The organism is Planktothrix pseudagardhii (assembly GCF_904830925.1).
GTDB lineage: Bacteria > Cyanobacteriota > Cyanobacteriia > Cyanobacteriales > Microcoleaceae > Planktothrix > Planktothrix tepida.
Window position 1 is genome coordinate 6,227,198 of sequence record NZ_LR882967.1, and the last position, 23,063, is coordinate 6,250,260.

Here is a 23,063-nt window from a genome sequence, read left to right on the forward strand (position 1 = left end):
TCAATGAGTCAATTTGATCATCCACCCCGAATTCTGTTCTTATACGGTTCTTTGCGAGAGCGTTCCTATAGTCGTTTATTAGCAGAAGAAGCTGCCCGAATTATTCAAGAATTGGGTGCAGAAGTCAGGTTTTTTAACCCGCGAGAATTACCGATTTATGGAAGTGTACCGGATACTCACCCTAAAGTTCAGGAGTTATGTGAACTGAGTTTGTGGTCTGAGGGACAGGTCTGGTCAAGTCCAGAATTGCATGGTCAAATCAGTGGGATTATGAAAAATCAAATTGATTGGATTCCGCTCAATATTGGGGCTGTTAGACCCACTCAGGGGAGAACATTAGCGGTGATGCAAGTGAGTGGGGGTTCCCAGTCTTTTAATGCTGTTAATACCCTGAGAATTTTAGGTCGTTGGATGCGAATGTTCACCATTCCCAATCAATCTTCAGTGGCTAAAGCTTACCAAGAATTTAACGAAGACGGGACGATGAAAGATTCCCCTTATCGAGATCGGGTTGTTGATGTTATGGAGGAGCTTTACAAATTTACGGTATTACTACGAGATCAGGTGGATTATCTCACAGACCGTTACAGTGAACGCAAAGAAAAAGGGATTCAAGAAACCCTAAGTGATATTAGCAAAACGGTTAATGGAGTCCATCTTCATCGAATGTAAATGATTCAGCTTTTCGAGTTTTTAACATTTATCAATTAGGAGATTGAACATGAAAAAAGTAATGTTTGTTTGTAAAAGAAATTCTTGTCGTTCTCAAATGGCGGAAGGATTTGCCAGAACATTAGGGGAAGGAAAGATAGTTGTTACCAGTTCCGGTTTAGAAGCCAGTCGGGTTCATCCAACAGCAATTCAAGTGATGGATGAAATTGGAATTGATATTAGCAATCAAACCTCTGATCCTTTAAGTAATTTCCAAGCGGAAGATTATGATGCGGTGATTTCTCTGTGTGGTTGTGGTGTAAATTTACCGGAAGATTGGGTAATTCAAGAAGTTTTTGAAGATTGGCAATTAGATGATCCCGACGGACAACCGTTAGAAACCTTTCATCGAGTTAGAGATGAAATTAAAGTCCGAGTTCAAGCGTTAATTGATGCTTTAAGTTGAACAGTAGGGGTGGGTTTTCTAGGTTTGACTCACCCTTTACTGGTTTAAATATCGTTCGATTAACACAATCGCAACAATATCATCAATCGGACGGGGAGGGGTTCGCATTCCTTTAGGAATTAAACGAGTTAACCCTTTGGGGGGATAAAGTTGCCAATAGCGATCGCGCGCTTCTAAGGTAGAATATCGTTCATTAACTTGAATAATAGATAGAGATTTCGGCAAAATTTCAGTTAGTTTTTGTTTCCATAGTTTTGAAGTCGTTTGATCTCCCATAACTACCGTATCAATCGTAAATTGTTGACAAAGAGATTGAATTGTTGTAAGAACATCCGATGCTAAAATTACCTCATGATAATATAACTGGGAATCTTGACCCATCACAGCAATTCCACATTTTTCTCGACCGGGATCAAAACCTAAAATCATCTTATTTTTTGTCCTGTTGAATAGAATTTTGTTGAGAGGGAGAATTTTCTAAATTCTTCTGTTCTGGAATTGATGGATTTAGCAATTCATTCGTATTATTAAGGGGTTCCTGTTGTCGGGTACTAAAGATTACTTCTCCATTACGACGGGCTAATAAATCCAGTCGTAATGGCCCAATTGTATAGGCATTTTCGGCGGCAACCGCTTGAATTTCTAAGGGTTGATTATGCTCTTGCAATTGTTGAAAAAAACGAATTAATGTATCCATTCTATCATTCCCAATTTGCACTGTTCCATCAACAACCCCAACAAAACGCGCCCGAAAACTAGAAGCATCTAACAGTTGTTGCAGTTGTTTTCGTAATTGTTCATTAGATAAAGTTGAGGGATTAAAGGTTGTACCCGCAATAATTTCTCCTGTTGTAAATAATAAGCGATTAGGTTCAGCTTTTGTAAAAACAGCTACTTTTGTTTCACCCACTAAAAAATTTGCGGCGGAAATGATTTGTACCACATAATCCCGACCATCATCAATTTGATCCATTAACTCTTCAACTTCGGCTTTGGTAATTTGAATGACTTGGGCTTGATTGGCGTTGGTATTCCCTAATTGCACCGCCTCAATGGCCTTACCATTGGCTTTTTGTAAAAGGGTATTAATCGCTTGTAGAGCCGTTTTAGGATCATCAATATGTACTAATCCACTGGCTAAAACTTCTCCTCTTTCTAAGACAACACTACCTTCTCGTAAGAGTTGAAAATCTCGTTCAACCAGTTCAACTTGATGAGCTAAAACTTGTTTTTGCTTTTCTAATTTTTCCTGTTCTATCTCTAGTTCTTGAAGTCGAGATTCCCGTTTAGCAATAATTTTATCCTGTTCTGTAATCCGTTTTTCCTGTTGCTCAATTTCTTGATCTTGCTGTTTCATTTCTTGAGCGCGTTTAGCAATTTCTCGATCACGAGTTTGAATCTGAGCTTTAACTTGTTCTCGTTGTTGAATCAGATTTTGACGTTCCGTTCTCAGTTTGGAAATTTCTGCTTGTAAACTTTGTTTTTGTTGAAAGACCTGCTGAAGGCGATTTTCGGTTCGCGCCAATTCGTCTTCCATTGCCGTTTTTTCCGATTGAATTCCTTGCAATTGTTTTTGAAGTTCTCCCAACCGACTTTGAGTTTTTTGTAATTCTTCTGCTGTTTGCAATGCTTGTGATTGCGCTGTTTGTAGCGATTGATTAATCGCATTTAACTGATCCATTGCGGTTTTGAGTTCAACTCTGGCTTTGGCTAAATCCGTTTCTACTCGTTTTCTTTCATCTTCAGCACGAGTTAAATCTTTACGAGCGTCATTGAGTCGAGTTTGGATTTTATCAATTTGAAAAACACCCCGACGCAAAGGTTTACTCGAAGCAAATAAAATCCCTAATGTCAATGCGGAAAGGACACTGCCCGTTACAATGGTCACGACCATAGCAGTGTTGCGGGGGCGTAGATTGAATAAACTCAGCCTGGCCTTTCCAACTTTCGTTCCAAGGCGATCACTGACAGTGGCAATCACGCCTCCCAAAACTAAGATAGATATAACCAGGATAATTCCTGCGGTCATACCAAAAATTTAACACGGTAGTTTAAACGGATTCGACCTCTTTTAAGGGTAAGTTTTTCCTTTAACAATTCAACTGAATTTTCTTTCGTTGGGTGTGGAAATAGACGCCCCATTAACTAGGTGAACTGCTGACTCAAGGTAACGGGATTATGAACGGTGATCTTTTTCTTATGAATCGAGATCATGTTTTTTTGTCGCAAATCTCCTAATAAACGGGTAACAGTTACTCGCGTTGAACCAATGGCTTCTGCGATCGCTTGATGGGATAACTTTAGGTCAATCCGAATCCCATCTTTACCAGGGACACCAAAATCTCGACAAAGAATCAGAAGAAAGCTGACTAATCTTGATCCCATATCTCGATGGGCTAAGGTTTCAATCATCATCTCTGTCTGTAAAATCCGAGATGATAACCCTCGCAACATCACCATTGAAAGTTCGGGATCACTTTTGAGTGCTTTCTCAACTTGTTCAATGGGAACCGAGAGCAGTTCGACAGAGGTAAAGGCGACGGCATGGTAAAACCGATCTGACCGATGACCTGTAATTAAAGATAAAACACCAAATACACTATTTTCTCGAAGCAAAGCAACAGTAATCTCTTCTCCAGCTTCATAGACTCTGGACAGTTTTACCGCACCTTTGATCAGAACATAGACGCGCTCCGCCGGATCGCCGGGAAAGAAGATCGTCTTACCCCGTTCAAAGCTTTCCACGACAGGGGGGAATGCCCCTCCGCCGATGCTGCGGAACACTTCTGCTAACGGTCTATCATACGTCACGACCCGATCCCTTGCACTAACAATGCCCTAATTTATTCCGTATTTCAGTTTACGCTAATTGCATCATCGGTCAATTAAACAGACCAATGATTGTCCTCTGGTGTGCTTCACCCCTAGGGGGGATAGGCAAATCAATCCCTTTGAGAAGGATACCAATTGCATATAGAATAGTCTATTATGCTGAATTTGAACGGAAAAAACGCACTTGTTACTGGCATTGCCAACAATCGCTCAATTGCGTGGGGCATTGCCCAACAGCTTCATGAAGCTGGAGCTAATCTCGGAGTGACCTACCTTCCTGACGATAAAGGTCGTTTTGAAAAGAAGGTCAAAGAGTTGGTTGAACCCCTCAACCCTAGTTTGTTTTTGCCCTGTGATGTCCAGAACGATGCTCAAATTGAGGAGCTTTTTACGACTATCCGCGACCAGTGGGGGCGGATCGATATCCTCATTCATTGTCTGGCCTTTGCAGGAAAAGAGGAACTCTCAGGGGACTTTAGCAATGTATCCCGTGCTGGATTTACCCGCGCGTTAGATATTAGTGCTTACTCATTAGTACAACTGAGTGCTGCTGCTAAACCTTTAATGACACAGGGCGGTAGTATTGTCACCCTAACATATCTGGGCGGTGTGCGGGTGATTCCCAATTACAACGTCATGGGTATTGCTAAAGCAGCCTTGGAAATGAATGTCCGTTATTTGGCGGCGGAGTTAGGGCCATCGGGCATTCGGGTAAATGGCATTTCCGCAGGCCCAATTCGGACTTTAGCGTCTTCAGCCGTGGGTGGCATTTTAGAGATGATTCACCATGTTGAAGAAATTGCTCCCCTAAAACGGACTGTTACCCAAACCGAAGTCGGTAACGCTGCGGCTTTCCTCTGTAGTGATTTATCCAGTGGCATTACAGGCCAAATTCTGTATGTCGATTCGGGTTATTGCATCATGGGAATGTAATCAGTTATCAGTGATCAGTCATCAGTTATCAGTGTAGAGACCCGCAATGGCGCATCTGTTATAGTAGTCAGTTTAAGAGTTAAGCGTTAAAACTTCATCAACTGTCTACTGATGGACTACCGATTAACAAGTAGCTATTGACTACTAACTCTTGATAACTGATAACTGATAACTAATAACTGATAACTAATAACTAATAACTGATAACTGATAACTGATAACTGATAACTGATAACTGATAACTGATAACTGATTATGCAAATTAGTGATCGTCCTTCTATTAATACTTCTAATTCTAATTTAGATGTTCTCCCTAGAATCGCAACAGTACACCGAAAAACGGGGGAAACAGATGTTAATGTTACGGTTAATTTAGATGGAACTGGAGTCTGTAATGTGTCTACAGGGGTTCCGTTTTTAGATCATATGTTACATCAAATTTCGTCTCATGGGTTAATTGATTTAGACATTCAAGCGACTGGAGATATTGAAATTGATGATCATCATACGAATGAAGATGTCGGAATTACTCTCGGTTTAGCATTTGCTAAAGCATTAGGCGATCGTAAAGGGATTGTTCGGTTTGGTCATTTTATCGCCCCTTTAGATGAAGCCTTAGTTCAAGTTGCTTTAGATTTTTCAGGTCGTCCTCATCTGACTTATGGGTTAGAAATTCCTACCCAACGAGTCGGAACGTATGATACTCAATTAGTCCGAGAATTTTTTGTAGCTATTGTTAATAATAGTCAAATGACCTTACATTTACGTCAATTAGACGGAATTAATTCCCATCATATTATTGAAGCGGGTTTTAAAGCCTTTGCTAGAGCGTTAAGAATGGCGGTTGAAATTGATCCCCGTCGTGTGAATACCATTCCTAGTTCTAAAGGGGTTTTGTAAGTTTTTTAGTGGTTGGCGGTTCAGGAATTATGTTACCGTTAGACTATCCTGATTATGGAACAAGGGAATTAACCCCGATGAATTAGATTAAGGGTTAAGAGTAACGACAAAGGCATTAAAGATTTTTATTGCTCCCTGGTTCTAAGCTTGGGCTTCTAATCAATTAATTTCCCTAGCGAGTAGGGAGCTATTTTTAGTATTATATTGGCAATTGGCTTTCAATCGATTTTATATGGCTCATAAAATTTCTAGTACAAAACCAGATTGGGAACGGGAACAATTAAAACAATGGTGGTCTCCTAGTCGTCAACTACTAAAATCAATACGTCAATATCAAAAGTGGAAATCCTATGGGGGGTTATTGGGTGACTTATTCTGTGCGTGGAATGTGCTTAATCACCGATTTTGGAGTTGTGTAACTGGAGCGGATATTCCTTTAAACTGCCAAATTCAGGGGGGGTTACTTATGATTCACCCCAATGGAATTGTGATTGATCCTAGTGCAACAATTGGGCCTAATTGTTTGATTTTGCAACAAGTAACTATTGTGAGAAACGTAAAAATTGGAGGTCATGTTGATATTGGAGCCGGTGCGAAAATTATACGGTCTGTTACTATTGGAGATCATGCTAAAATAGGAGCCAATGCAGTCGTTGTTTGTGATATTCCCCCTGGTGCTACTGCTGTGGGAATACCTGCTAAAGTGATTGAAAAATCTCAATACTGAAGAACAAAGTTTGTTAAATTCATTAAAAGATTAAAAATCATTAAGGATTACATCATGTATATTTTTAGCCGTGCAATTGTAGTTTGAAACTTTGTGACCATCTCAATTAATTTCCTCGGCAAGTGGGGAGTTATTGTAGTATGATATTGGCAATTGGCTTGCAATCGATTTTATATGGTTAATCAAATTTCTAGTACAGAACCCGATTGGGAACGGGAAAAATTACAACAATGGTGGTCTCCTAGTCGTCAACTCCTGAAATCAATACGTCAATATCAAAAGTGGAAATCCTATGGGGGGTTATTGGGTGACTTATTCTGTGCGTGGAATGTGCTTAATCACCGATTTTGGAGTTGTGTAACTGGAGCGGATATTCCTTTAAACTGCCAAATTCAGGGGGGGTTACTTATGATTCACCCCAATGGAATTGTGATTGATCCTAGTGCAACAATTGGGCCTAATTGTTTGATTTTGCAACAAGTAACTATTGTGAGAAACGTAAAAATTGGAGGTCATGTTGATATTGGAGCCGGTGCGAAAATTATACGGTCTGTTACTATTGGAGATCATGCTAAAATAGGAGCCAATGCAGTCGTTGTTTGTGATATTCCCCCTGGTGCTACTGCTGTGGGAATACCTGCTAAAGTGATTGAAAAACCTCAATCACTAGAAAATATAACTTAAGCTGTTACGCATTTAAACTGAATAACCGAGCGAGAGAGGACGCCTGCACCACAAGGGTTTTACGATTTTCCAATCACCCATTTAGGTGCTTAACAGCTTAATTAATTTAAGCTTTAGGGTCATCAGTAGCTTAATTTTTAACTTTTGGGAATTAACCCGAATGAATTAGATTAATGCAATTAAGAGTTAAAACTAGCTAAAATTAAGGTTAAATCATCATCGGTTCGTTCGGTTACGCGAGGCGATCGCAAAAATTTAATTAATTGTTCTTTGGCATCGATTTCATCTGTGATACTTTCGACAAATTTAAACAAAGGAGAAAAGAAAGGATGATGAGGTTTTCCTTCAGGCATTTTTAACGCTAACATTTGTAACCCATCGGAAAAAGTTGCTAAATATTTAGGTTGTCCTCCCCAGAGGTTAATTTGTGCTGTTTCAATAGCATTGGGAGCAATTAAAAATACTGTTTCATTCAAATACTCTCCACTGGTGGGAATCGTTAATTCCTGAATATTTCCGGCTTTATCTTCCACAACAATCGCTCCATCTCCTACTTGAGCAACGGCGACTAATTTCGGTGTTGCTATACCTATAATTAAAGTAGTAGCTAACTCTCTAACTTCGATTTCTTGGCTAATAGATTCAGCTTCTAGCGCAGTTTTAGCAACAGTTAAGGCATTTTTTAAATAATCTTGCCAAGGGATATCCTTAGTATTATTATCCTCAGAATTAATCTGTTTTTCTAGGGTTTCTAATGCTGTTTTTACAGCAATATTTGCCCCCAAATCTGCTAATTTTGCCGAACCCGCCCCATCTGCAACCGCCAGAATTATCAAATCTGGGGATAACTGTTTAAAACCGTGAGCATCTTGACAAGGGAGATCCTGTTTTTCATGACTGGTTCCTGTCACTGATGCCGATATAATTTGCCAATTACAAACCTGATTCATTATCACTGATTAACGTATTTAAACACTCACATTTTCTATTATTAAACTGTTCCCCATCCCGGCGGGGGTAAAGCGACTTGTTCATCAACTTTAGAATGAGAAACCGTTTGCATACTTGTTGATAACCAAATAAACATTTCTCGAAAGTCTAACCCCTTCAATTTTAACGGAGTTCTCTGAACAATTTGAGCCAACCGATCTAAATTTGCCCCTTCTACGCCAACGGCAAAAAATGCCACCTGTTTTTTCAATTCTTCCTCTTGAATGCGTCTAGTCGCTTGTTCTGTCACCCGGTCAGTTTCTCCTTGAGGTTCACCATCCGTAATCATAAACACCCAAGGACGATAATAGGTAATCCCATTATTGCGATATTCTGATTTTCTAGCTGCAATTAAATCTAAGGCTTGACTAATAGCAGTGCCCATAAAGGTTTGACCTTGGGCGGTTAAGACCGGAGGTTCAAATTGATCGGCGGTCACGAAATCCTGTACAATCTTAACTTGATTATCAAAGGAAATAATTGCTACTTCTACTCGTTTTTTAGCGAGTTCATCCCGAATTAAATCATTTCTAAAGGTCATCAGTCCATCGTTTAAGGCGTCAATGGGAACCCCTTGCATCGATGCGGAGGTATCCAACAACAGCACACAAGGACAGCGAGGTTCTGGATTTTCTGCAAATTCAACGGCTTCTTCTAGTCTCATGATTGTGATCTTCTCAAGTTCCAATTACTAGGATACTATCTCTTGTTCCTTTATTGATAGTTTCAATAGCTAGAAATCTAGCCAAGATTTATTTCCAATCTTCCCAAGATTGATTAAAAATTGACATTCCGGGGAATAAAATCGGATTATTATTGCTTTCTAATAACCGTTGTAACTCCTCTAATAACGGTTCCCGATAAGGTAAATTATCCACTAATTGATAGGGAAAAACTTGTTTTTCTAAGCTAAAAACTGCGGTAGTTCCCGCCGCCGCACCTACTGACCATTCAAAGGAATGAACCCGATAAGCCGCCGCCGCAATATGGCTGGTCGCAATACTTTTTCCCGCTACTAATAGATTATCAATTTTTTGAGGAATCATCGCTCTTAACGGAATTTGGAACGGATAAGCTTGTCCTTGTCCTCGACGTTCTCCCTCTCGTTCTGTATTCCCTGGAGTTTCCGGGGGACTTTGGGTTAAACAGGGATGAAAATCTATTGCATAATGACCAATTCCAACGGTATCCGCATAAATTGTAGCCCTAGAACGGGGTTGAATATCAGCAATGGTTTCTTGTCCTGAAAGTACAGGTAAACTATCTAACCCCCCTAAGTTTAACCACAGTAAACGATATTCTTCCGGGGTTAAATTATCACTATACCAATCTTGACGAAAATTATTTCGAGAAATATCAATTTCTGATACCATAAATCCATTTTTATAACCGTAGGAAGGACGACCGATAATTCGTCTCCCTTCTCGCATATAGGGATATTTGGATAAGCCATGAACGGTTCCCATCGGAGAATTTAAGCCGAATAAATATCGATAATTGGGATGTTTTTCTTTAACGCCTTCACCGAGTTGCGAGTCTGTGGTTCCTTCAACTAACCAATAGAAAAACCCTAAAGCATTTTCTTCACCTTTGCGTAAGGTTTCTGTTCTTAACCCCCCCTTCCATCCTCCGGGTTCGAGTTGACCTGTTGCTTCTAATTGGGATTGTGTTAAGATTAAATTATCCACCGATGTTCCCGGTCGATAATCATTGCCCCATGTCCAATTTTGCATTGAAATATCCCCTGGATAAATCGGCCATTCACGGGGATTCGTAGAGCGTTTTTTATTCGGTTTCATACTATGAATTCGCCGATAAGTATAGACTAAATTAAAATTGGCTAATCGGGGCAATTCATAACTATAATAAGGAGCATATTGCTCATAGAATGACGGTTTTTCATGAATTTGGGGGTCGGCGGTTGCTTCCATTGCAAAGGTATAGGTAAACCCTTGGGTACAATAGGGATCTGCGGTTAAACTTGATGCAGTGGGTTCTTGAGGTGAACGGGGATCAATTCCGAGTTGATGAGGAATATTCGTTAAACCAATAATTTCCCCGGTTTCTGTCGCTTCAATAATATACCAATCTGCTCCTTGATCAGCTTTTATTTTAGGGATAAATCGAATAATAGTTTTATTAAAGCGTTGAGAATTTTTATAATTATAAGCATCCTCAATAATCTCAGATAAGGGTTCTGTATTTAAGGGCGGTGTTCCGGGTGCAGGATGATGTTGAATAGCGATCGCTTCGGTAATTTGGTTATTAATAATAGTCAGATCTTTAATCACTGTGGAAGGAAACCAATGTAATCTTCCTTTTCCTTTTTTTTCAGCTTTTTTCAGCATTTTAAGTAATATTTCATTCCCCGCTTCCGGCATAAAACAGGCTTCACTGACCCAACAAGCGCCGGGGTTCAATATTCCATATTTATTTTCAATTCCTGCTCGTAATTCTAAATACCCTCTAGGATATAATAAAAGAGATCGTTGGGTCGGTCGTTCATCTAATGCAGAGGTTCCTTGGGCGGAAATTTGACCCCCTACCCAGTCGGTAATTTCCGTTAAACAAACGGTTTTTCCATTGAGTAATCCTTCATAAGCAGCAGCACTTCCCGCCAGTCCTCCCCCAACAATTAACAAATCACATTCTACTTTTTGATCAAGGCGAGGAGGGGTTGTTAATGCGAAAGATAAACGGGGATAAAACGAAATTAAACTAATGATTAAAGTAATGATAAATTTGTGAGGCATGGGAGTTATATGTAATCTATTTTTTATAGATATTCAATAAACCTTAAGGTTTTCAGCATTAAATGAACTGGGTTGTTAGAGCTTATTTCAAAAATTATAAACTTTGATAGAGACCGGGTGCGTCTAACCTTGAGAAGATAAAATTTTTATTTTTAACAGAATTGCAAGTCAGATCGATACAATAGAAAATAGCACTCTGAACTGGGCTAAAATCCCCGTGTATTTTCCGCGTTAAATGCTCTGTTCCTCACCCTAATTATGATTGAACTCCTTGCGGTGCTATCGGCATCGGCGGCGGCAGGATTAAGAATCGCTTTACCCTTGCTGGTCATTGGCTTACTGCAAAATGATTTATGGTCGCGTGTACCCTTTCTGTCTCGATTTTCACCACAGGTTGTTATCGGGGTGCTCGTCAGTTGGTCATTATTTGAAATTTTTGCATCTAAAAAACTCCTGGGACAGCGTATTTTACAAATAATACAATTACTATTTAGCCCCTTTGTTGGTGCTATTATGGGTTTAGCGATCGCAGAAGCCACTCATGTTGAACCTCGCTTATTGTGGATTATTGCAATTGTTAGCGGTCTACTGGCTCTGGTTTTACAATTAGTTCAAACTGGATTATTTTATCGTTTACGAGGTTTACCCGTCTGGGTGATTTTAGGGCAAGATATTCTTTGTGTTTTCCTGGTGATTTTTGCCTTTGATGCGCCTCAACAGGGAGGGTTAATTGCCTTATTATTATTGTGGCTTGCCATTCGGATTTCTAAAGAATGGTATCGCTGGTATAAAAAACAAGGTCAACTCGGAGAACGTAACCCCCGACGTTATAAACGGGAACCGGACTGAGAAGGGGAGAAGGGGAACGGGGGGACGGAGGAGAAATCATTAACTGCTTATGGCTGATGTTTGACCCGCACTCCGCACTCCGCACTCCACACTCCGCACTCCGCACTCCTACAGCAACCCTACGAAATGTAACGGGCCTTGTCCGGTAATGATTTCTAATAAAATTGCCATCATTCCTAACATGGCTAACCGACCATTCCAAACTTCAGCCGTTGTTGTCAGCCCCCATTCCCAACGTTCTTGAGGATACATCTTCGTTTGTTTTCCAGGATGTGCCACATCAGAGAACTTAATATTAGGAGCATCTAACGCTTCTATTACCATTTCTGCTAAATCATTAATAAATACAGGATGGGTATTTAAGGCAGGAACTCGATGGAATTTTTCAATTCCAGATTCTTCCGCCAGTTCTCGATATTCCATATCAATTTCTTCTAATGTTTCGATATGCTCAGAGACAAAACTAATGGGAACTACCACTAATTCTTTAACCCCTTGTTCTGCTAATTCAGGAATAGCTTCTTCGGTATAAGGTTTCAACCATTCCACCGGGCCAACACGACTTTGATAAGCTAAAACATGGGGGTTAGGACGATTTAACGTCTGCATAATTGCCGCCGTACACCCTTCAATTTCATCTCGGTAGGGGTCTCCAGCTTCTTCAACATAACTCACGGGAACACCATGAGCACTAAAGAAAATCGGAACTTGTTCAGGATTTTCGCAATGGGCAATTTCTTGAGCAATTAATTCCACCATTGCTTGTAAATAACCGGGGCGGTTATACCAGGACGGAATCACTGTATAATCAATTTTTTGTAAACTGGGATCTTGTTGCCAAAGTTTTTCTAAAACTCGAAAACTGGAACCACTGGTACTAATTGAAAATTGCGGATATAAAGGTAAAATAACTAATTGTTCGATTTGATCACGTTTAATTTTAGCTACCGCTTCTTCGGTAAAGGGGTTCCAATAGCGCATCCCCACATACACCCGAATATCCTGACCTTTCTCTTGTAAAGACCCTTGTAACGCCAGAGCTTGTTCTTCGGTAATCCGTCGCAGGGGAGAACCGCCCCCAATGGCTTTATAATTTTCTTGGGATTTCTTATAGCGTATGGTGGAAATCATCCAAGCCAGAGGTTTCTGCATCCAAGCAAAGGGCAAACGGATAATTTCTGGGTCTGAAAATAGATTATACAAAAAGGGGCGAACATCTTGCAGTTGCTCTGGCCCGCCCAGATTTAGCAGTAAGACTCCGACTCGTCCCATAGCGGTCACAGGTTTCCTATCCTAAGATTTATTAACTATTTTAATAATATATTGTCCTTGTGGGTTAAGTCGATCTTTTCACTTATAAAAATTTTTCTCAATATGGCAACCATCCTCAGAAGCTTAAGTTACCGTTATCAATGGCTGTATGATACAATTTCCCGACTCGCTGCCTTGAGTGTTGGAGGGGAGAGTCGGTTTCGGGAGTTAGCACTAACGGGGTTGACGCTCAACCCCCAAACCCAGGTTTTGGACTTATGTTGTGGAAGTGGACAAGCAACATCGGTGTTAGTCAAGTATTCTCAGAATGTGACGGGGTTGGATGCGTCTCCCCTCTCCCTCAAACGTGCCCAAAATAATGTTCCTCAAGCGCAATATGTAGAAGCGTTTGCAGAAAATATGCCCTTTGCAGATAACAGCTTTGATGTCGTTCACACCAGCGCTGCGTTACATGAGATGAACCCTGAACAATTGCAACAAATTCTCAATGAAGTTTATCGCGTTCTCAAACCGGGGGGGACTTTTACCCTCGTTGACTTCCATCCTCCGACAAATCCCCTGTTCTGGCCGGGGGTAGCGTTATTTCTCTGGTTATTTGAAACGGAAACGGCTTGGCAACTGTTAAAAACAGATGTACCTCAATTACTATCACAAATTGGCTTTACTGTCAATCCCCCTCAACTTTATGCGGGAGGAAGTTTACAAGTAATTCAGGGTGTTAAACCTTGAGCCTTTCTATCTGTTTTTGGAATAGAAAATATCGGTCTAGGTTCCCGAATTAAGCTTTTTCTAAAGGTGCCATTGTTAACCCTTCTCGACTTAATTGTTGATGATAGAGTTCAGCTTGTTCTTGGGGGCCGACCCATACCGTTGCTTGACCGTCATAATGAACTTGATTCGTTAATTCCCAAGCGAGATCACTGGTCATCCCCGGAATATATTTCATCAAACAATTAGCAACGTGCTGAAACGTATTAAAATCATCATTTAACACAATAACCTTATAATTCGGATAGGGTTGATTAACGGTTTGGCTGGCGCGAGTTGGTGCAACAGTAGGGGAACTGGTCATCCCTTGAATTGAAGCTAAAATCTTTTTACTCATATCAATCACCCTCATTTCAATCTCAATACACATTAAAGAATAATTTTTTATCCTCATTCACCCCAACCCTGTCAGTTTTGGGTCGTGATGAAAGTTATTATACCTTAACTGGGGGATTGCCGTTGTCAATTTTATCAGGAGAAGATGTTTTACCCGGATTCTTATTAGATTTAACCTTAATTTTGTCAACCCGTAGTAAGCCCTTCAGGGCTATATAAACCTGGTTTCTTAAATAGTTTATTTCCTAACCAAAAGATAACTATAGAAACCCCGTTTCTGTTTACCGACTTTGGGTAATCTCCCTGAACTTACGGTTAACGCTGTCATTAGTTCGTAGTGAGTCCTTTAGGACTCTCAGAAAGCCCTTCAGGGCTTACTACGTTTTAGTGGTCAACGGTTAAAAATCCTTAATCTACTTTGGGCGGTATGATCGTAGAGGATAGAAAAGTTTTGTCTAAGCCAGAAAGTGAAATTTTGGGAAGCGGCATTATGAAGTCAGTCACAAAAATCTCACTCGCAGAGTTTCTTTCTCAACCCAATATTGAGGCTTCTCCCGCATGGGAATTAATTAATGACCAACCGAGTCAAAAACCAATGCCAACGCTGTTTCATTCACGGTTACAACGCAATCTCGTTAATTATATTAATCAGCATACCAATCAGTTTGAGGCGGTGCAAGAATTACGTTGTCTAGTTCCTCCCTACTCACCTGTACCCGATATTGCTATTATTAATTGCGATCGCCTTGCTGATGAAGATGGGCCATTTAACGGATCTCCAGATTGGTTAATTGAAATTCGCTCACCAGATCAAAATACTTTAGACTTACAAAAGAAGATTCTGCATTGTTTGAGTAACGAAACACAATTAGCTTGGTTAATTGATATTTCTCGTCAACAAGTTTGGGTGTGGTGGGGTGATGAATTACCCTTAGTTTGTTCAGGTTTAGATATTTTGCCAACTTTGGGTGAGCTTCCTGAACTTACAGTTAACGCTGTGATGGGGATGACTCAGCGATAGTATTTTCCCTAAATCTATTCGTAATTAGAGATTTGATAAGTTAAAATAGAATAGGAAAATCCGGGTATAATTTTATGGATATTAGAACAATTAATTTACCCATTCCTTTAGAATTAACATTAGATTTAACAGAAGATCAATTTTATGAATTATGCCAGAAAAATCAAGACTTAAAATTTGAACGAAACCGCTCAGGAGTGCTAAAGATTATGTCACCAACGGGGGGAGAAACCAGCCATCGTAACTTTAATATTGCGGTGGAACTAGGCATCTGGAACAAACAAACTAAACTCGGTATCGCTTTTGATTCTTCTGGAGGGTTTAAACTTCCCAATGGTGCAGATCGTTCTCCTGATGTATCATGGATTAGAAGCGATCGCTGGTTCAGTTTAACACCACAACAACGAGAAAGATTTGTGCCTTTGTGTCCTGATTTTGTGGTAGAATTACGTTCATCTAGCGATTCTCTCAAATCTCTACAAGATAAAATGAATGAATATCGAGAGAACGGTGCAACATTAGGATGGTTAATTGATCCGAAACATAAACGAGTTGAAATTTATCGTCCTCAACAAGAAGTCGAAATATTAGAAAACCCCACAACCTTATCAGGAGAAGATATTTTACCCGGATTCTTATTAGATTTAACCTTAATTTGGTAAACTCGGCTATAGAAACTGGGTTTCTGCAATAGTTTATTTCCTAACCATTTTTGGTAGAAAGGCTTACTGGTGAAGGTAAGTTTAGGGTTTGCATAAGCTTTTGTATTCAAAGTTACATTTTTATTTACGGACTTACGTACTTTTCTCGTTAACCGCCTTTCTAGCGTCGTTACAAATCTTAGCAAGTAATTTGCACAAAAACGAATAACTTGAGTCCGCTTTATGATAAACTTTGAGTACGAATTGAAAACAAAGTTAGGATTGATTTATGGCGATAGTGAGAAATATTACTGGTTGCGGAACCTCTGTAGTCAGAGGACTTGATCGGCAAATTATCAAAATCATGGGTTCCAATGCCTTAGTCAGTTTTGAAGATTTAAATGTAGAAGCTGTAGGAGAAGGTGTCTGGTTTTACCTTCAGCCAGCAGCAAAAGAAGCTCTTCAGCCTGCTATTAATGATCGCGGTAAAAAACTCGTAGTGTTCTCAGCTTATCGAACAATTGTCCAGCAATTTCTTCTATTCCAGCAGTTTCAAGAAGGTCGGTGTGGTATTACCGCCGCTGCTCGTCCCCCTTTCAGCAATCACTAATTACTAATTAATTTTCTTCTTCTTTGAATAGGTATTAAACTATGAACTTCCCCGCGATGTTGGATGTCGCTATTGGCTTGTTTTTCATTTACTTAATTCTCAGTCTTTTAGCTTCAGGTATTCAAGAATTAATTGCTACAATTCTAGAATGGAGGGCTAAACAATTGAAAGAAGCAATCAAAATTTTACTGGGTGACAATGAAGCAAGCGATCCGTCCGCTCAACAAGCCCAAAAAATTGCTGATGACCTGTGGAATCATCCTCTGATTCAATCTCTGAATCAAAGAAAAATTCGACGATCTTCTTTCGGCCCTTCCTATATTTCTTCAAAAATGTTTGCAGCCGCCTTGCTGGAAGTTCTTAAAACAGATTACGACCTTGATATTTCAGGAACAATGAATGGGATCGTAGAATCAATCAATCAAAATAAAAAACTCGATCCAGAAATACGACGGCGTATTTATTCGATCGCCTTAATAGCTCAAAGGAAAGCTACTGCTAGTGAGAATGGAATTAAGTTTTTAGAAAAGGAGATAAAAATTTGGTTCGATCAGTCGATGGAACGAGCATCGGGTGTCTATAATCGGAATGTTAAGGGGTTTGCTTTTTTCATGGGTTTCATAGTTGTAACACTGATCAATGCTGATACATTCCACATCCTTGAAAGATTAAACAAAGATGCTGCTTTGCGCTCTAGCATCAATCAAGTTGCCACTCAGGTTATGACTGACTATAAGGAGCCGATAGAAGAGTGTTTGAAACAAGCTAAAACACAAAAGGAACAGAACAAATGTTTTGATAAAATTAACACATCTTTGGATCAGATAACTATGCCTCTTGGCTGGGATACTTCTACAATAGAAAAATTTACAAAGCAATTACATCCGCTCGATCTCAATAACATAAGGGATCGGGTATTAGTTATCTTTGGTTGGCTTTTGAGTGCTGCGACTATAGCGATGGGTGCCCCCTTTTGGTTTGAACTACTTGGTAAATTTATCAACGTCCGTAATGCTGGTCAAGTACCTGAATCAACATCTAAGGATAAGCTTAGTTGAGCAGGGTTTAGTGAAAAGTATTAGCGGGAGAAGAACATCCCAATTATGCTACCGCCCTCAACAATTTAGCTCTATTCTACAAATGCCAAGGACGGTACTCAGAAGGCGCAGTAATACTAAAGCCGATTGTCAAAAGACCTTTAAAATTGTCATTCTGAATGGAGCGAAGCGCTTGGGAAGGATCTCTAATAATTTAAGAAGAACACAATGAGATTCTTCGCTGTGCTCAGAATGACAATTATATGGGGAAGAGGTCAAACAAATCTATAGGGAAAATCAAATAGCATTTAAACTTTCAATATATAATTCAATCGCTTCTGTAATATTATCAATGGCTTCTTCAAAGGAATCTCCTTGAGAATGACAACCTTTTAGAATAGGGCAAAAAGCATGATAACCACCATCGGGTTCTTTTTGCAGAATAACGGTATAATTGTAAACTTGTTTATTATTGTTATCCATAGATTTTTAACGGGTTAGTAATCTACCGACTGTTACCTCAATATCATTTCATAATAACTTACAGTTCCCTCCTGTAGATCCCAGGTTTCGGAATTGGATTTACCTCAAAGGAAGAAAAGACTCACGGCTTGAGCAATGACTCAGAAACAAAAGTAACGATAGTTTAAGCGATCGCAATTATTTTTAGTTTTGTTAGGGATTATTAATAATTCACTCCAACCCCGACAATAAACGAGATAGAAGCGATCGCGCTTAATGATTTTTCCAATCATCCCCGTTCCACTTCCTTAAAGTTTTCCTTAAGATATACCATTAGAACTCTGTGAGATTGGAGAATACAACATAACTTATAACTTAGATCTTTCCTTCCTGAACCCGTGCAGGAGTCCCCTCGGCAAACCGTTTGCTCCTATCCCTCTCGTCATAGATAACGTTAAATTAACTGCAATGAATACTCAAGCATTCCCTGAAAAACAAGGTCTCTACGATCCTCAATTTGAGCACGACGCCTGTGGGGTCGGGTTCATCGTCCATCAGAAGGGGCAAAAATCCCATGATATTGTTGAAAATGCCTTAACCATATTACTCAACCTCGACCATCGTGGCGCCTGTGGCTGTGAAGTCAATACCGGGGATGGCGCTGGAATTTTAATGCAAGTTCCCCATAAATTCCTTAAAAAAGTGGCGGCGGCGGAGAATATTAGTTTACCCGAACCCGGACAATATGGGGTGGGGATGATTTATAGTTCCCCTGACCCCCAACAGCACCAAAAAGGTCGGGAGATTTTAGAAAAAATTGTTACCGAAGAAGGTCAAACTGTTCTCGGTTGGCGGGATGTCCCTACAGATCATTCCAGTTTAGGAAATACCGCCCAGTCCAGTGAACCCTTTATGCAGCAGGTGTTTATTGGTCGTAACCCTAATATTAGCGATGATCTGGTGTTTGAACGCAAACTCTATGTGATTCGTAAATTATCTCATACCGAAATTCGCGTTCCTGGTGCTGATCCTTATTGGTATATTTCCAGTCTGTCCTGTCGGACAATGGTGTATAAAGGGATGTTGATGCCTGTGCAGGTGGGACAATATTACCCGGAACTGCATGATCCTGATATGGAGAGTGCGTTGGCGTTGGTTCACTCTCGCTTCAGTACCAATACCTTCCCCAGTTGGGAACGTTCTCACCCCTATCGTTATATTGCCCATAACGGCGAAATTAATACCCTCCGAGGCAATATTAACTGGATGACCGCCCGCCAGTCGATGTTTGAGTCCGAACTGTTTGGCGATGATCTCAAGAAAATTCAACCCGTCATTAACGTTAACGGAAGTGACTCGACAATTTTTGATAATGCTTTAGAATTGTTAGTCTTAGCAGGGCGATCGCTTCCCCATGCGGTGATGATGATGATCCCCGAACCTTGGACAGCCCACGAGTCCATGAGTGAGGAGAAAAAAGCCTTTTATGAATACCATTCCTGCTTAATGGAACCTTGGGATGGCCCCGCTTCTATTGCGTTTACCGATGGGACAATGATGGGGGCTGTCCTCGACCGCAACGGGTTACGACCTTCCCGCTATTATGTAACAAAGGATGATCTGGTAATTATGGCATCGGAAGCCGGAGTTCTCCCCATCGAACCGGAACGAGTCGCCTATAAAGGTCGTTTGCAACCGGGGCGGATGTTCCTGGTGGATATGGAACAAGGGCGGATCATTGCCGATGAGGAAATTAAGTCTAAAATTGCCACAGAACAACCTTATCGGGAATGGTTGAACCAGCATTTAGTCACCCTGGAGAATTTACAAGACCCCGTAGAGACGAGCCTCGCAGACCCCGTAGAGACGCGCCATGGCGCGTCTCTACAGGAGACTTTGGTGCAGCTACAAACCGCTTTTGGCTATACCTTTGAAGACTTGCGGCTGTTGTTAACGCCAATGGCGCGGGATGGAGTAGAGGCGGTGGGTTCGATGGGAACCGATACCCCCTTAGCAGTGTTATCCGACCGTCCAAAACTGCTGTATGAATATTTCCAACAACTGTTTGCTCAGGTCACAAACCCCCCTATTGACTCCATTCGGGAAGAAATTATCACTTCGGCGGAAACCACCATCGGGGCGGAACGTAACTTATTAAAACCCGAACCCGAAAGCTGTCATCTGATCAAACTCAAAACCCCCATTCTCAGTAATGCCGAATTAGCGAAACTGAAAGCGGTTAACGAAGATGGATTTCACGGGATTACCCTGCCCATTCTGTTTAACCCCAAAGATGGGGTAAATGGTTTAGAAGCAGCCATGAAGGGGATTTTTGAGCAGGCTGACAAAGCAATTGAGGACGGGGTGAACCTCTTGATTTTGAGCGATCGCGGTGTTGACCCTAATAACGCCCCCATCCCCGCCTTATTAGCCGTATCCGGTTTACATCACCATCTAATTCGTCACGGAACTCGTACCCGCGTCGGTATTATTTTAGAATCCGGTGAACCACGAGAAGTCCATCATTTTGCCGTTTTAATCGGGTATGGGTGCTGTGCCATTAATCCCTATATGGCGTTTGAAAGTATCAACGATATGATCTCTCAAGGATTATTAGTCGGGGTAGACTATAAAACCGCCTGTAAAAATTACGTTAAAGCTGCAACAAAAGGCGTGATTAAAGTTGCTTCAAAAATTGGAATTTCCACTTTACAAAGTTATCGCGGTGCTCAAATTTTTGAAGCCATTGGGTTAAATCAATCGGTGATTGATCGATACTTTAGTTGGACGGCTTCTCGCATTCAAGGCGCTGATTTAGAAGTAATCGCAAAAGAAGCTATTTTACGTCATACCAATGCCTTTCCTGACCGTCCGGGTGATCAAAATCCGACCCTGGATGTGGGGGGAGAATATCAATGGCGTAAAGACGGAGAAGCCCATTTACTCAGTCCAGAAGCGATTCATTCTCTACAAAAAGCGGTGAAGGTGGGGGATTATGAATTGTTCAAAAAATATGCTCAGTTGGTGAATGAACAAAACCAGAAATATTTCACTTTGCGGGGTTTATTACAATTCAAAGATCGTCAACCCATTCCTATCGAAGAAGTTGAACCCATTGAAGCCATTATGAAACGCTTTAAAACTGGGGCGATGAGTTATGGTTCAATTTCTAAAGAAGCTCATGAAACCTTAGCGATCGCGATGAACCGCATTGGTGGTAAGTCTAACACAGGAGAAGGCGGCGAAGACCCAGAACGCTATACCTGGACAAACGAACAAGGGGACTCGAAAAATAGCGCCATTAAGCAAGTCGCCTCCGGTCGGTTTGGGGTCACGAGTTTGTACCTGTCCCAAGCTAAGGAAATCCAAATCAAAATGGCACAGGGGGCTAAACCCGGAGAAGGGGGACAACTCCCCGGACGTAAGGTTTATCCGTCTATTGCTAAAGTTCGTCACTCAACGCCGGGGGTGGGTTTAATTTCGCCTCCGCCTCACCACGATATCTATTCGATTGAGGACTTAGCCGAATTAATCCACGACCTGAAAAACTCCAACCGTAAAGCTCGGATTAGTGTGAAATTAGTCTCAGAAGTCGGAGTGGGAACCATTGCCGCTGGGGTTGCTAAAGCCCATGCAGACGTGGTTCTGATTTCCGGGTTTGATGGCGGGACGGGTGCATCTCCCCAAACCTCAATTAAACACGCCGGACTGCCTTGGGAGTTGGGGTTAGCGGAAACCCATCAAACCCTGGTGTTGAATAATTTGCGATCGCGCATTGCCGTCGAAACCGATGGTCAGATGAAGACCGGACGGGATGTGGTAATTGCTGCGTTGTTAGGGGCTGAAGAGTTTGGCTTCTCAACCGCACCGTTAGTCACCTTGGGTTGTATTATGATGCGGGTGTGCCACTTGAATACCTGTCCAGCCGGAATTGCCACCCAAAACCCCAAACTGCGGGAAAGCTTCACCGGAGAACCGGAACACACCGTTAACTTTATGAAGTTCATCGCCCAGGAAGTGCGGGAACTGATGGCGGAGTTAGGTTTCCGCAGCTTAACTGAAATGGTGGGACGCACGGATGTATTAGAACCCAAAAAAGCCGTTGACCATTGGAAAGCCAAAGGCATTGACCTCTCAAAAATCCTGTATCAACCGGAAGTTGGGGAAGATATCGGCCGTTATTGTCAAATTCCTCAAGATCACGGGTTAGATAAATCGTTGGATATTACGGTGTTACTGGATTTGTGTAAACCTGCCATTGAGAAAGGGGAGAAAGTCAGTGCTACCTTACCGATTAAAAATATTAACCGGGCGGTAGGAACGATTTTAGGCAATGAAATTACCAAAAACCATTGGCAGGGTTTACCGGAAGATACGGTGCATCTCCATTTCCAAGGCAGTGCAGGTCAAAGCTTCGGGGCGTTTGTTCCCAAGGGGGTAACGTTAGAATTAGAAGGGGATGCTAACGATTATGTCGGCAAGGGGTTAAGCGGAGGTAAAATTATTATTTATCCCCCTTCTCAATCCACATTTATCCCCGAAGAAAATATTATTATCGGGAATGTAGCCTTATATGGGGCGACGGGGGGAGAAGTCTATATCCGAGGGTTAGCGGGTGAACGTTTCGGCGTGCGTAACTCTGGCGTGAGTGCGGTTGTGGAAGGCGTGGGTGATCACGGTTGTGAATATATGACCGGAGGTAAGGTCGTTGTTCTCGGTACTACTGGACGTAACTTTGCGGCGGGAATGAGTGGCGGAATTGCTTATATCTTGGATGAAACGGGGGATTTTGCCACTCGTTGTAATCCGTCAATGGCGGATTTAGAAAAGTTGGAAGACCCAGAAGAAATTAATCAGGTTTACCAATTAATTGCTAAACACGCCGAGTATACCAAGAGTCAAAAAGCGCTGAAAATTTTGGCGAATTGGACGGAAATGATTCCGACGTTTGTTAAGGTGATTCCACGAGATTATAAACGGGTTTTAGAAGCATTAAAAGAAGCTGAACAATCCGGTTTAACAGGGGATGAAGCGTTAACGGCGGCGTTTGAAGCGAATTCCCGTGATGTGGCGCGGGTTGGCGGAAGTTAAAACTCTGGGGGCTCAGAAACCGGGTTTCTTAAGTTATCTT

Annotated in this window: 22 protein-coding genes; 13 read left to right on the forward strand and 9 right to left on the reverse strand. The window is 41.2% G+C overall.

Features of this window, described 5'->3' with window-relative positions:
• Positions 1-3 precede the first annotated feature (3 nt).
• Positions 4-672 (forward strand): arsenical resistance protein ArsH, encoded by a 669-nt coding sequence (gene arsH / locus NMK36_RS27005; protein ID WP_254175051.1) that lies wholly within the window; start codon positions 4-6, stop codon positions 670-672.
• Positions 673-721: 49 nt separating this feature from the next.
• Complete coding sequence (gene arsC / locus NMK36_RS27010) at positions 722-1,117, forward strand: arsenate reductase, glutathione/glutaredoxin type (protein WP_072717672.1); 396 nt, start codon at positions 722-724, stop codon at positions 1,115-1,117.
• A 36-nt stretch (positions 1,118-1,153) separates the two neighbouring features.
• Here arsC and NMK36_RS27015 read toward each other — a convergent pair whose 3' ends face one another.
• From NMK36_RS27015 to ntcA, 3 genes are all read right to left on the reverse strand, one after another.
• Positions 1,154-1,546, reverse strand: a complete 393-nt coding sequence (locus tag NMK36_RS27015; protein ID WP_072717671.1) for a pre-16S rRNA-processing nuclease YqgF — start codon at positions 1,544-1,546, stop codon at positions 1,154-1,156.
• Position 1,547: 1 nt separating this feature from the next.
• On the reverse strand, positions 1,548-3,146 hold the full coding sequence (locus NMK36_RS27020) for a DUF3084 domain-containing protein (RefSeq protein WP_254175052.1): 1,599 nt from the start codon (positions 3,144-3,146) through the stop codon (positions 1,548-1,550).
• A gap of 116 nt (positions 3,147-3,262) precedes the next feature.
• A complete protein-coding gene (ntcA, locus tag NMK36_RS27025; protein WP_072717669.1) occupies positions 3,263-3,928 on the reverse strand; it encodes a global nitrogen regulator NtcA in 666 nt (221 codons plus the stop codon).
• A 177-nt stretch (positions 3,929-4,105) separates the two neighbouring features.
• Between ntcA and fabI the strand changes: the two genes are divergently transcribed.
• The 4 genes from fabI to NMK36_RS27045 all read left to right on the forward strand — a co-directional run bounded on the left by fabI (position 4,106) and on the right by NMK36_RS27045 (position 7,193).
• A complete protein-coding gene (gene fabI, locus NMK36_RS27030; protein ID WP_072717668.1) occupies positions 4,106-4,882 on the forward strand; it encodes an enoyl-ACP reductase FabI in 777 nt (258 codons plus the stop codon).
• Positions 4,883-5,137: 255 nt separating this feature from the next.
• Positions 5,138-5,782, forward strand: coding sequence for an imidazoleglycerol-phosphate dehydratase HisB (hisB, locus tag NMK36_RS27035; protein WP_072717667.1), 645 nt, complete (start codon positions 5,138-5,140; stop codon positions 5,780-5,782).
• 232 nt (positions 5,783-6,014) lie between these two features.
• Positions 6,015-6,509: a serine O-acetyltransferase gene (locus NMK36_RS27040; protein ID WP_254175053.1), complete on the forward strand. Its 495-nt coding sequence runs from the start codon at positions 6,015-6,017 to the stop codon at positions 6,507-6,509.
• A 174-nt stretch (positions 6,510-6,683) separates the two neighbouring features.
• Complete coding sequence (locus NMK36_RS27045; RefSeq protein WP_254175054.1) at positions 6,684-7,193, forward strand: serine O-acetyltransferase; 510 nt, start codon at positions 6,684-6,686, stop codon at positions 7,191-7,193.
• 179 nt (positions 7,194-7,372) lie between these two features.
• Here NMK36_RS27045 and NMK36_RS27050 read toward each other — a convergent pair whose 3' ends face one another.
• From NMK36_RS27050 to NMK36_RS27060, 3 genes are all read right to left on the reverse strand, one after another.
• A complete protein-coding gene (locus NMK36_RS27050; RefSeq protein WP_072717664.1) occupies positions 7,373-8,143 on the reverse strand; it encodes a PP2C family serine/threonine-protein phosphatase in 771 nt (256 codons plus the stop codon).
• Between the two features lie 41 nt (positions 8,144-8,184).
• Positions 8,185-8,847, reverse strand: coding sequence for a vWA domain-containing protein (locus NMK36_RS27055; RefSeq protein ID WP_190517995.1), 663 nt, complete (start codon positions 8,845-8,847; stop codon positions 8,185-8,187).
• 88 nt (positions 8,848-8,935) lie between these two features.
• Positions 8,936-10,936, reverse strand: a complete 2,001-nt coding sequence (locus NMK36_RS27060) for an FAD-dependent oxidoreductase (RefSeq protein ID WP_254175055.1) — start codon at positions 10,934-10,936, stop codon at positions 8,936-8,938.
• Positions 10,937-11,194: 258 nt separating this feature from the next.
• Here NMK36_RS27060 and NMK36_RS27065 point away from each other — a divergent pair, with 258 nt between their 5' ends.
• Positions 11,195-11,785 (forward strand): DUF4126 domain-containing protein, encoded by a 591-nt coding sequence (locus NMK36_RS27065; protein WP_072717661.1) that lies wholly within the window; start codon positions 11,195-11,197, stop codon positions 11,783-11,785.
• Between the two features lie 108 nt (positions 11,786-11,893).
• Here NMK36_RS27065 and hemH read toward each other — a convergent pair whose 3' ends face one another.
• Positions 11,894-13,057: a ferrochelatase gene (gene hemH, locus NMK36_RS27070; RefSeq protein ID WP_072717660.1), complete on the reverse strand. Its 1,164-nt coding sequence runs from the start codon at positions 13,055-13,057 to the stop codon at positions 11,894-11,896.
• A gap of 102 nt (positions 13,058-13,159) precedes the next feature.
• On the opposite strand from hemH, the gene NMK36_RS27075 reads away from it, so the two are divergent.
• Positions 13,160-13,786 carry a class I SAM-dependent methyltransferase gene (locus NMK36_RS27075; protein ID WP_072717659.1) on the forward strand — a complete coding sequence of 209 codons (627 nt, stop codon included), beginning with the start codon at positions 13,160-13,162 and terminating at the stop codon, positions 13,784-13,786.
• A gap of 49 nt (positions 13,787-13,835) precedes the next feature.
• Here NMK36_RS27075 and clpS read toward each other — a convergent pair whose 3' ends face one another.
• Positions 13,836-14,129, reverse strand: a complete 294-nt coding sequence (gene clpS, locus NMK36_RS27080) for an ATP-dependent Clp protease adapter ClpS (RefSeq protein ID WP_139295007.1) — start codon at positions 14,127-14,129, stop codon at positions 13,836-13,838.
• A 522-nt stretch (positions 14,130-14,651) separates the two neighbouring features.
• Between clpS and NMK36_RS27085 the strand changes: the two genes are divergently transcribed.
• From NMK36_RS27085 to NMK36_RS27100, 4 genes are all read left to right on the forward strand, one after another.
• Positions 14,652-15,182 carry a Uma2 family endonuclease gene (locus tag NMK36_RS27085; protein ID WP_072717658.1) on the forward strand — a complete coding sequence of 177 codons (531 nt, stop codon included), beginning with the start codon at positions 14,652-14,654 and terminating at the stop codon, positions 15,180-15,182.
• A 74-nt stretch (positions 15,183-15,256) separates the two neighbouring features.
• Entirely contained in the window at positions 15,257-15,844 is a 588-nt protein-coding gene (locus tag NMK36_RS27090) for a Uma2 family endonuclease (RefSeq protein WP_254175056.1), read from the forward strand.
• Positions 15,845-16,112: 268 nt separating this feature from the next.
• Positions 16,113-16,433, forward strand: coding sequence for a hypothetical protein (locus NMK36_RS27095; protein ID WP_254175057.1), 321 nt, complete (start codon positions 16,113-16,115; stop codon positions 16,431-16,433).
• A gap of 41 nt (positions 16,434-16,474) precedes the next feature.
• Positions 16,475-17,491: a hypothetical protein gene (locus NMK36_RS27100; RefSeq protein WP_254175058.1), complete on the forward strand. Its 1,017-nt coding sequence runs from the start codon at positions 16,475-16,477 to the stop codon at positions 17,489-17,491.
• A 276-nt stretch (positions 17,492-17,767) separates the two neighbouring features.
• Here NMK36_RS27100 and NMK36_RS27105 read toward each other — a convergent pair whose 3' ends face one another.
• A complete protein-coding gene (locus tag NMK36_RS27105; protein WP_254175059.1) occupies positions 17,768-17,953 on the reverse strand; it encodes a type II toxin-antitoxin system HicB family antitoxin in 186 nt (61 codons plus the stop codon).
• Between the two features lie 447 nt (positions 17,954-18,400).
• Here NMK36_RS27105 and gltB point away from each other — a divergent pair, with 447 nt between their 5' ends.
• The gene (gene gltB / locus NMK36_RS27110) at positions 18,401-23,023 is read left to right on the forward strand and encodes a glutamate synthase large subunit (RefSeq protein ID WP_254175060.1); all 4,623 of its coding nucleotides are present in this window, start codon (positions 18,401-18,403) and stop codon (positions 23,021-23,023) included.
• The last annotated feature ends 40 nt before the right edge of the window (positions 23,024-23,063 follow it).

Bases quoted from the DNA above. Each gene is read 5' to 3' on its own strand.
- clpS (WP_139295007.1), bottom strand. From the start codon at position 14,129: ATGACCAGTTCCCCTACTGTTGCACCAACTCGCGCCAGCCAAACCGTT.
- NMK36_RS27055 (WP_190517995.1), bottom strand. From the start codon at position 8,847: ATGAGACTAGAAGAAGCCGTTGAATTTGCAGAAAATCCAGAACCTCGC.
- NMK36_RS27040 (WP_254175053.1), top strand. From the start codon at position 6,015: ATGGCTCATAAAATTTCTAGTACAAAACCAGATTGGGAACGGGAACAA.
- NMK36_RS27100 (WP_254175058.1), top strand. From the start codon at position 16,475: ATGAACTTCCCCGCGATGTTGGATGTCGCTATTGGCTTGTTTTTCATT.
- NMK36_RS27085 (WP_072717658.1), top strand. From the start codon at position 14,652: ATGAAGTCAGTCACAAAAATCTCACTCGCAGAGTTTCTTTCTCAACCC.
- NMK36_RS27045 (WP_254175054.1), top strand. From the start codon at position 6,684: ATGGTTAATCAAATTTCTAGTACAGAACCCGATTGGGAACGGGAAAAA.
- NMK36_RS27075 (WP_072717659.1), top strand. From the start codon at position 13,160: ATGGCAACCATCCTCAGAAGCTTAAGTTACCGTTATCAATGGCTGTAT.
- arsC (WP_072717672.1), top strand. From the start codon at position 722: ATGAAAAAAGTAATGTTTGTTTGTAAAAGAAATTCTTGTCGTTCTCAA.
- NMK36_RS27090 (WP_254175056.1), top strand. From the start codon at position 15,257: ATGGATATTAGAACAATTAATTTACCCATTCCTTTAGAATTAACATTA.
- NMK36_RS27095 (WP_254175057.1), top strand. From the start codon at position 16,113: ATGGCGATAGTGAGAAATATTACTGGTTGCGGAACCTCTGTAGTCAGA.
- fabI (WP_072717668.1), top strand. From the start codon at position 4,106: ATGCTGAATTTGAACGGAAAAAACGCACTTGTTACTGGCATTGCCAAC.
- NMK36_RS27020 (WP_254175052.1), bottom strand. From the start codon at position 3,146: ATGACCGCAGGAATTATCCTGGTTATATCTATCTTAGTTTTGGGAGGC.
- NMK36_RS27015 (WP_072717671.1), bottom strand. From the start codon at position 1,546: ATGATTTTAGGTTTTGATCCCGGTCGAGAAAAATGTGGAATTGCTGTG.
- arsH (WP_254175051.1), top strand. From the start codon at position 4: ATGAGTCAATTTGATCATCCACCCCGAATTCTGTTCTTATACGGTTCT.
- NMK36_RS27060 (WP_254175055.1), bottom strand. From the start codon at position 10,936: ATGCCTCACAAATTTATCATTACTTTAATCATTAGTTTAATTTCGTTT.
- hisB (WP_072717667.1), top strand. From the start codon at position 5,138: ATGCAAATTAGTGATCGTCCTTCTATTAATACTTCTAATTCTAATTTA.
- NMK36_RS27065 (WP_072717661.1), top strand. From the start codon at position 11,195: ATGATTGAACTCCTTGCGGTGCTATCGGCATCGGCGGCGGCAGGATTA.
- gltB (WP_254175060.1), top strand. From the start codon at position 18,401: ATGAATACTCAAGCATTCCCTGAAAAACAAGGTCTCTACGATCCTCAA.
- NMK36_RS27050 (WP_072717664.1), bottom strand. From the start codon at position 8,143: ATGAATCAGGTTTGTAATTGGCAAATTATATCGGCATCAGTGACAGGA.
- NMK36_RS27105 (WP_254175059.1), bottom strand. From the start codon at position 17,953: ATGGATAACAATAATAAACAAGTTTACAATTATACCGTTATTCTGCAA.
- hemH (WP_072717660.1), bottom strand. From the start codon at position 13,057: ATGGGACGAGTCGGAGTCTTACTGCTAAATCTGGGCGGGCCAGAGCAA.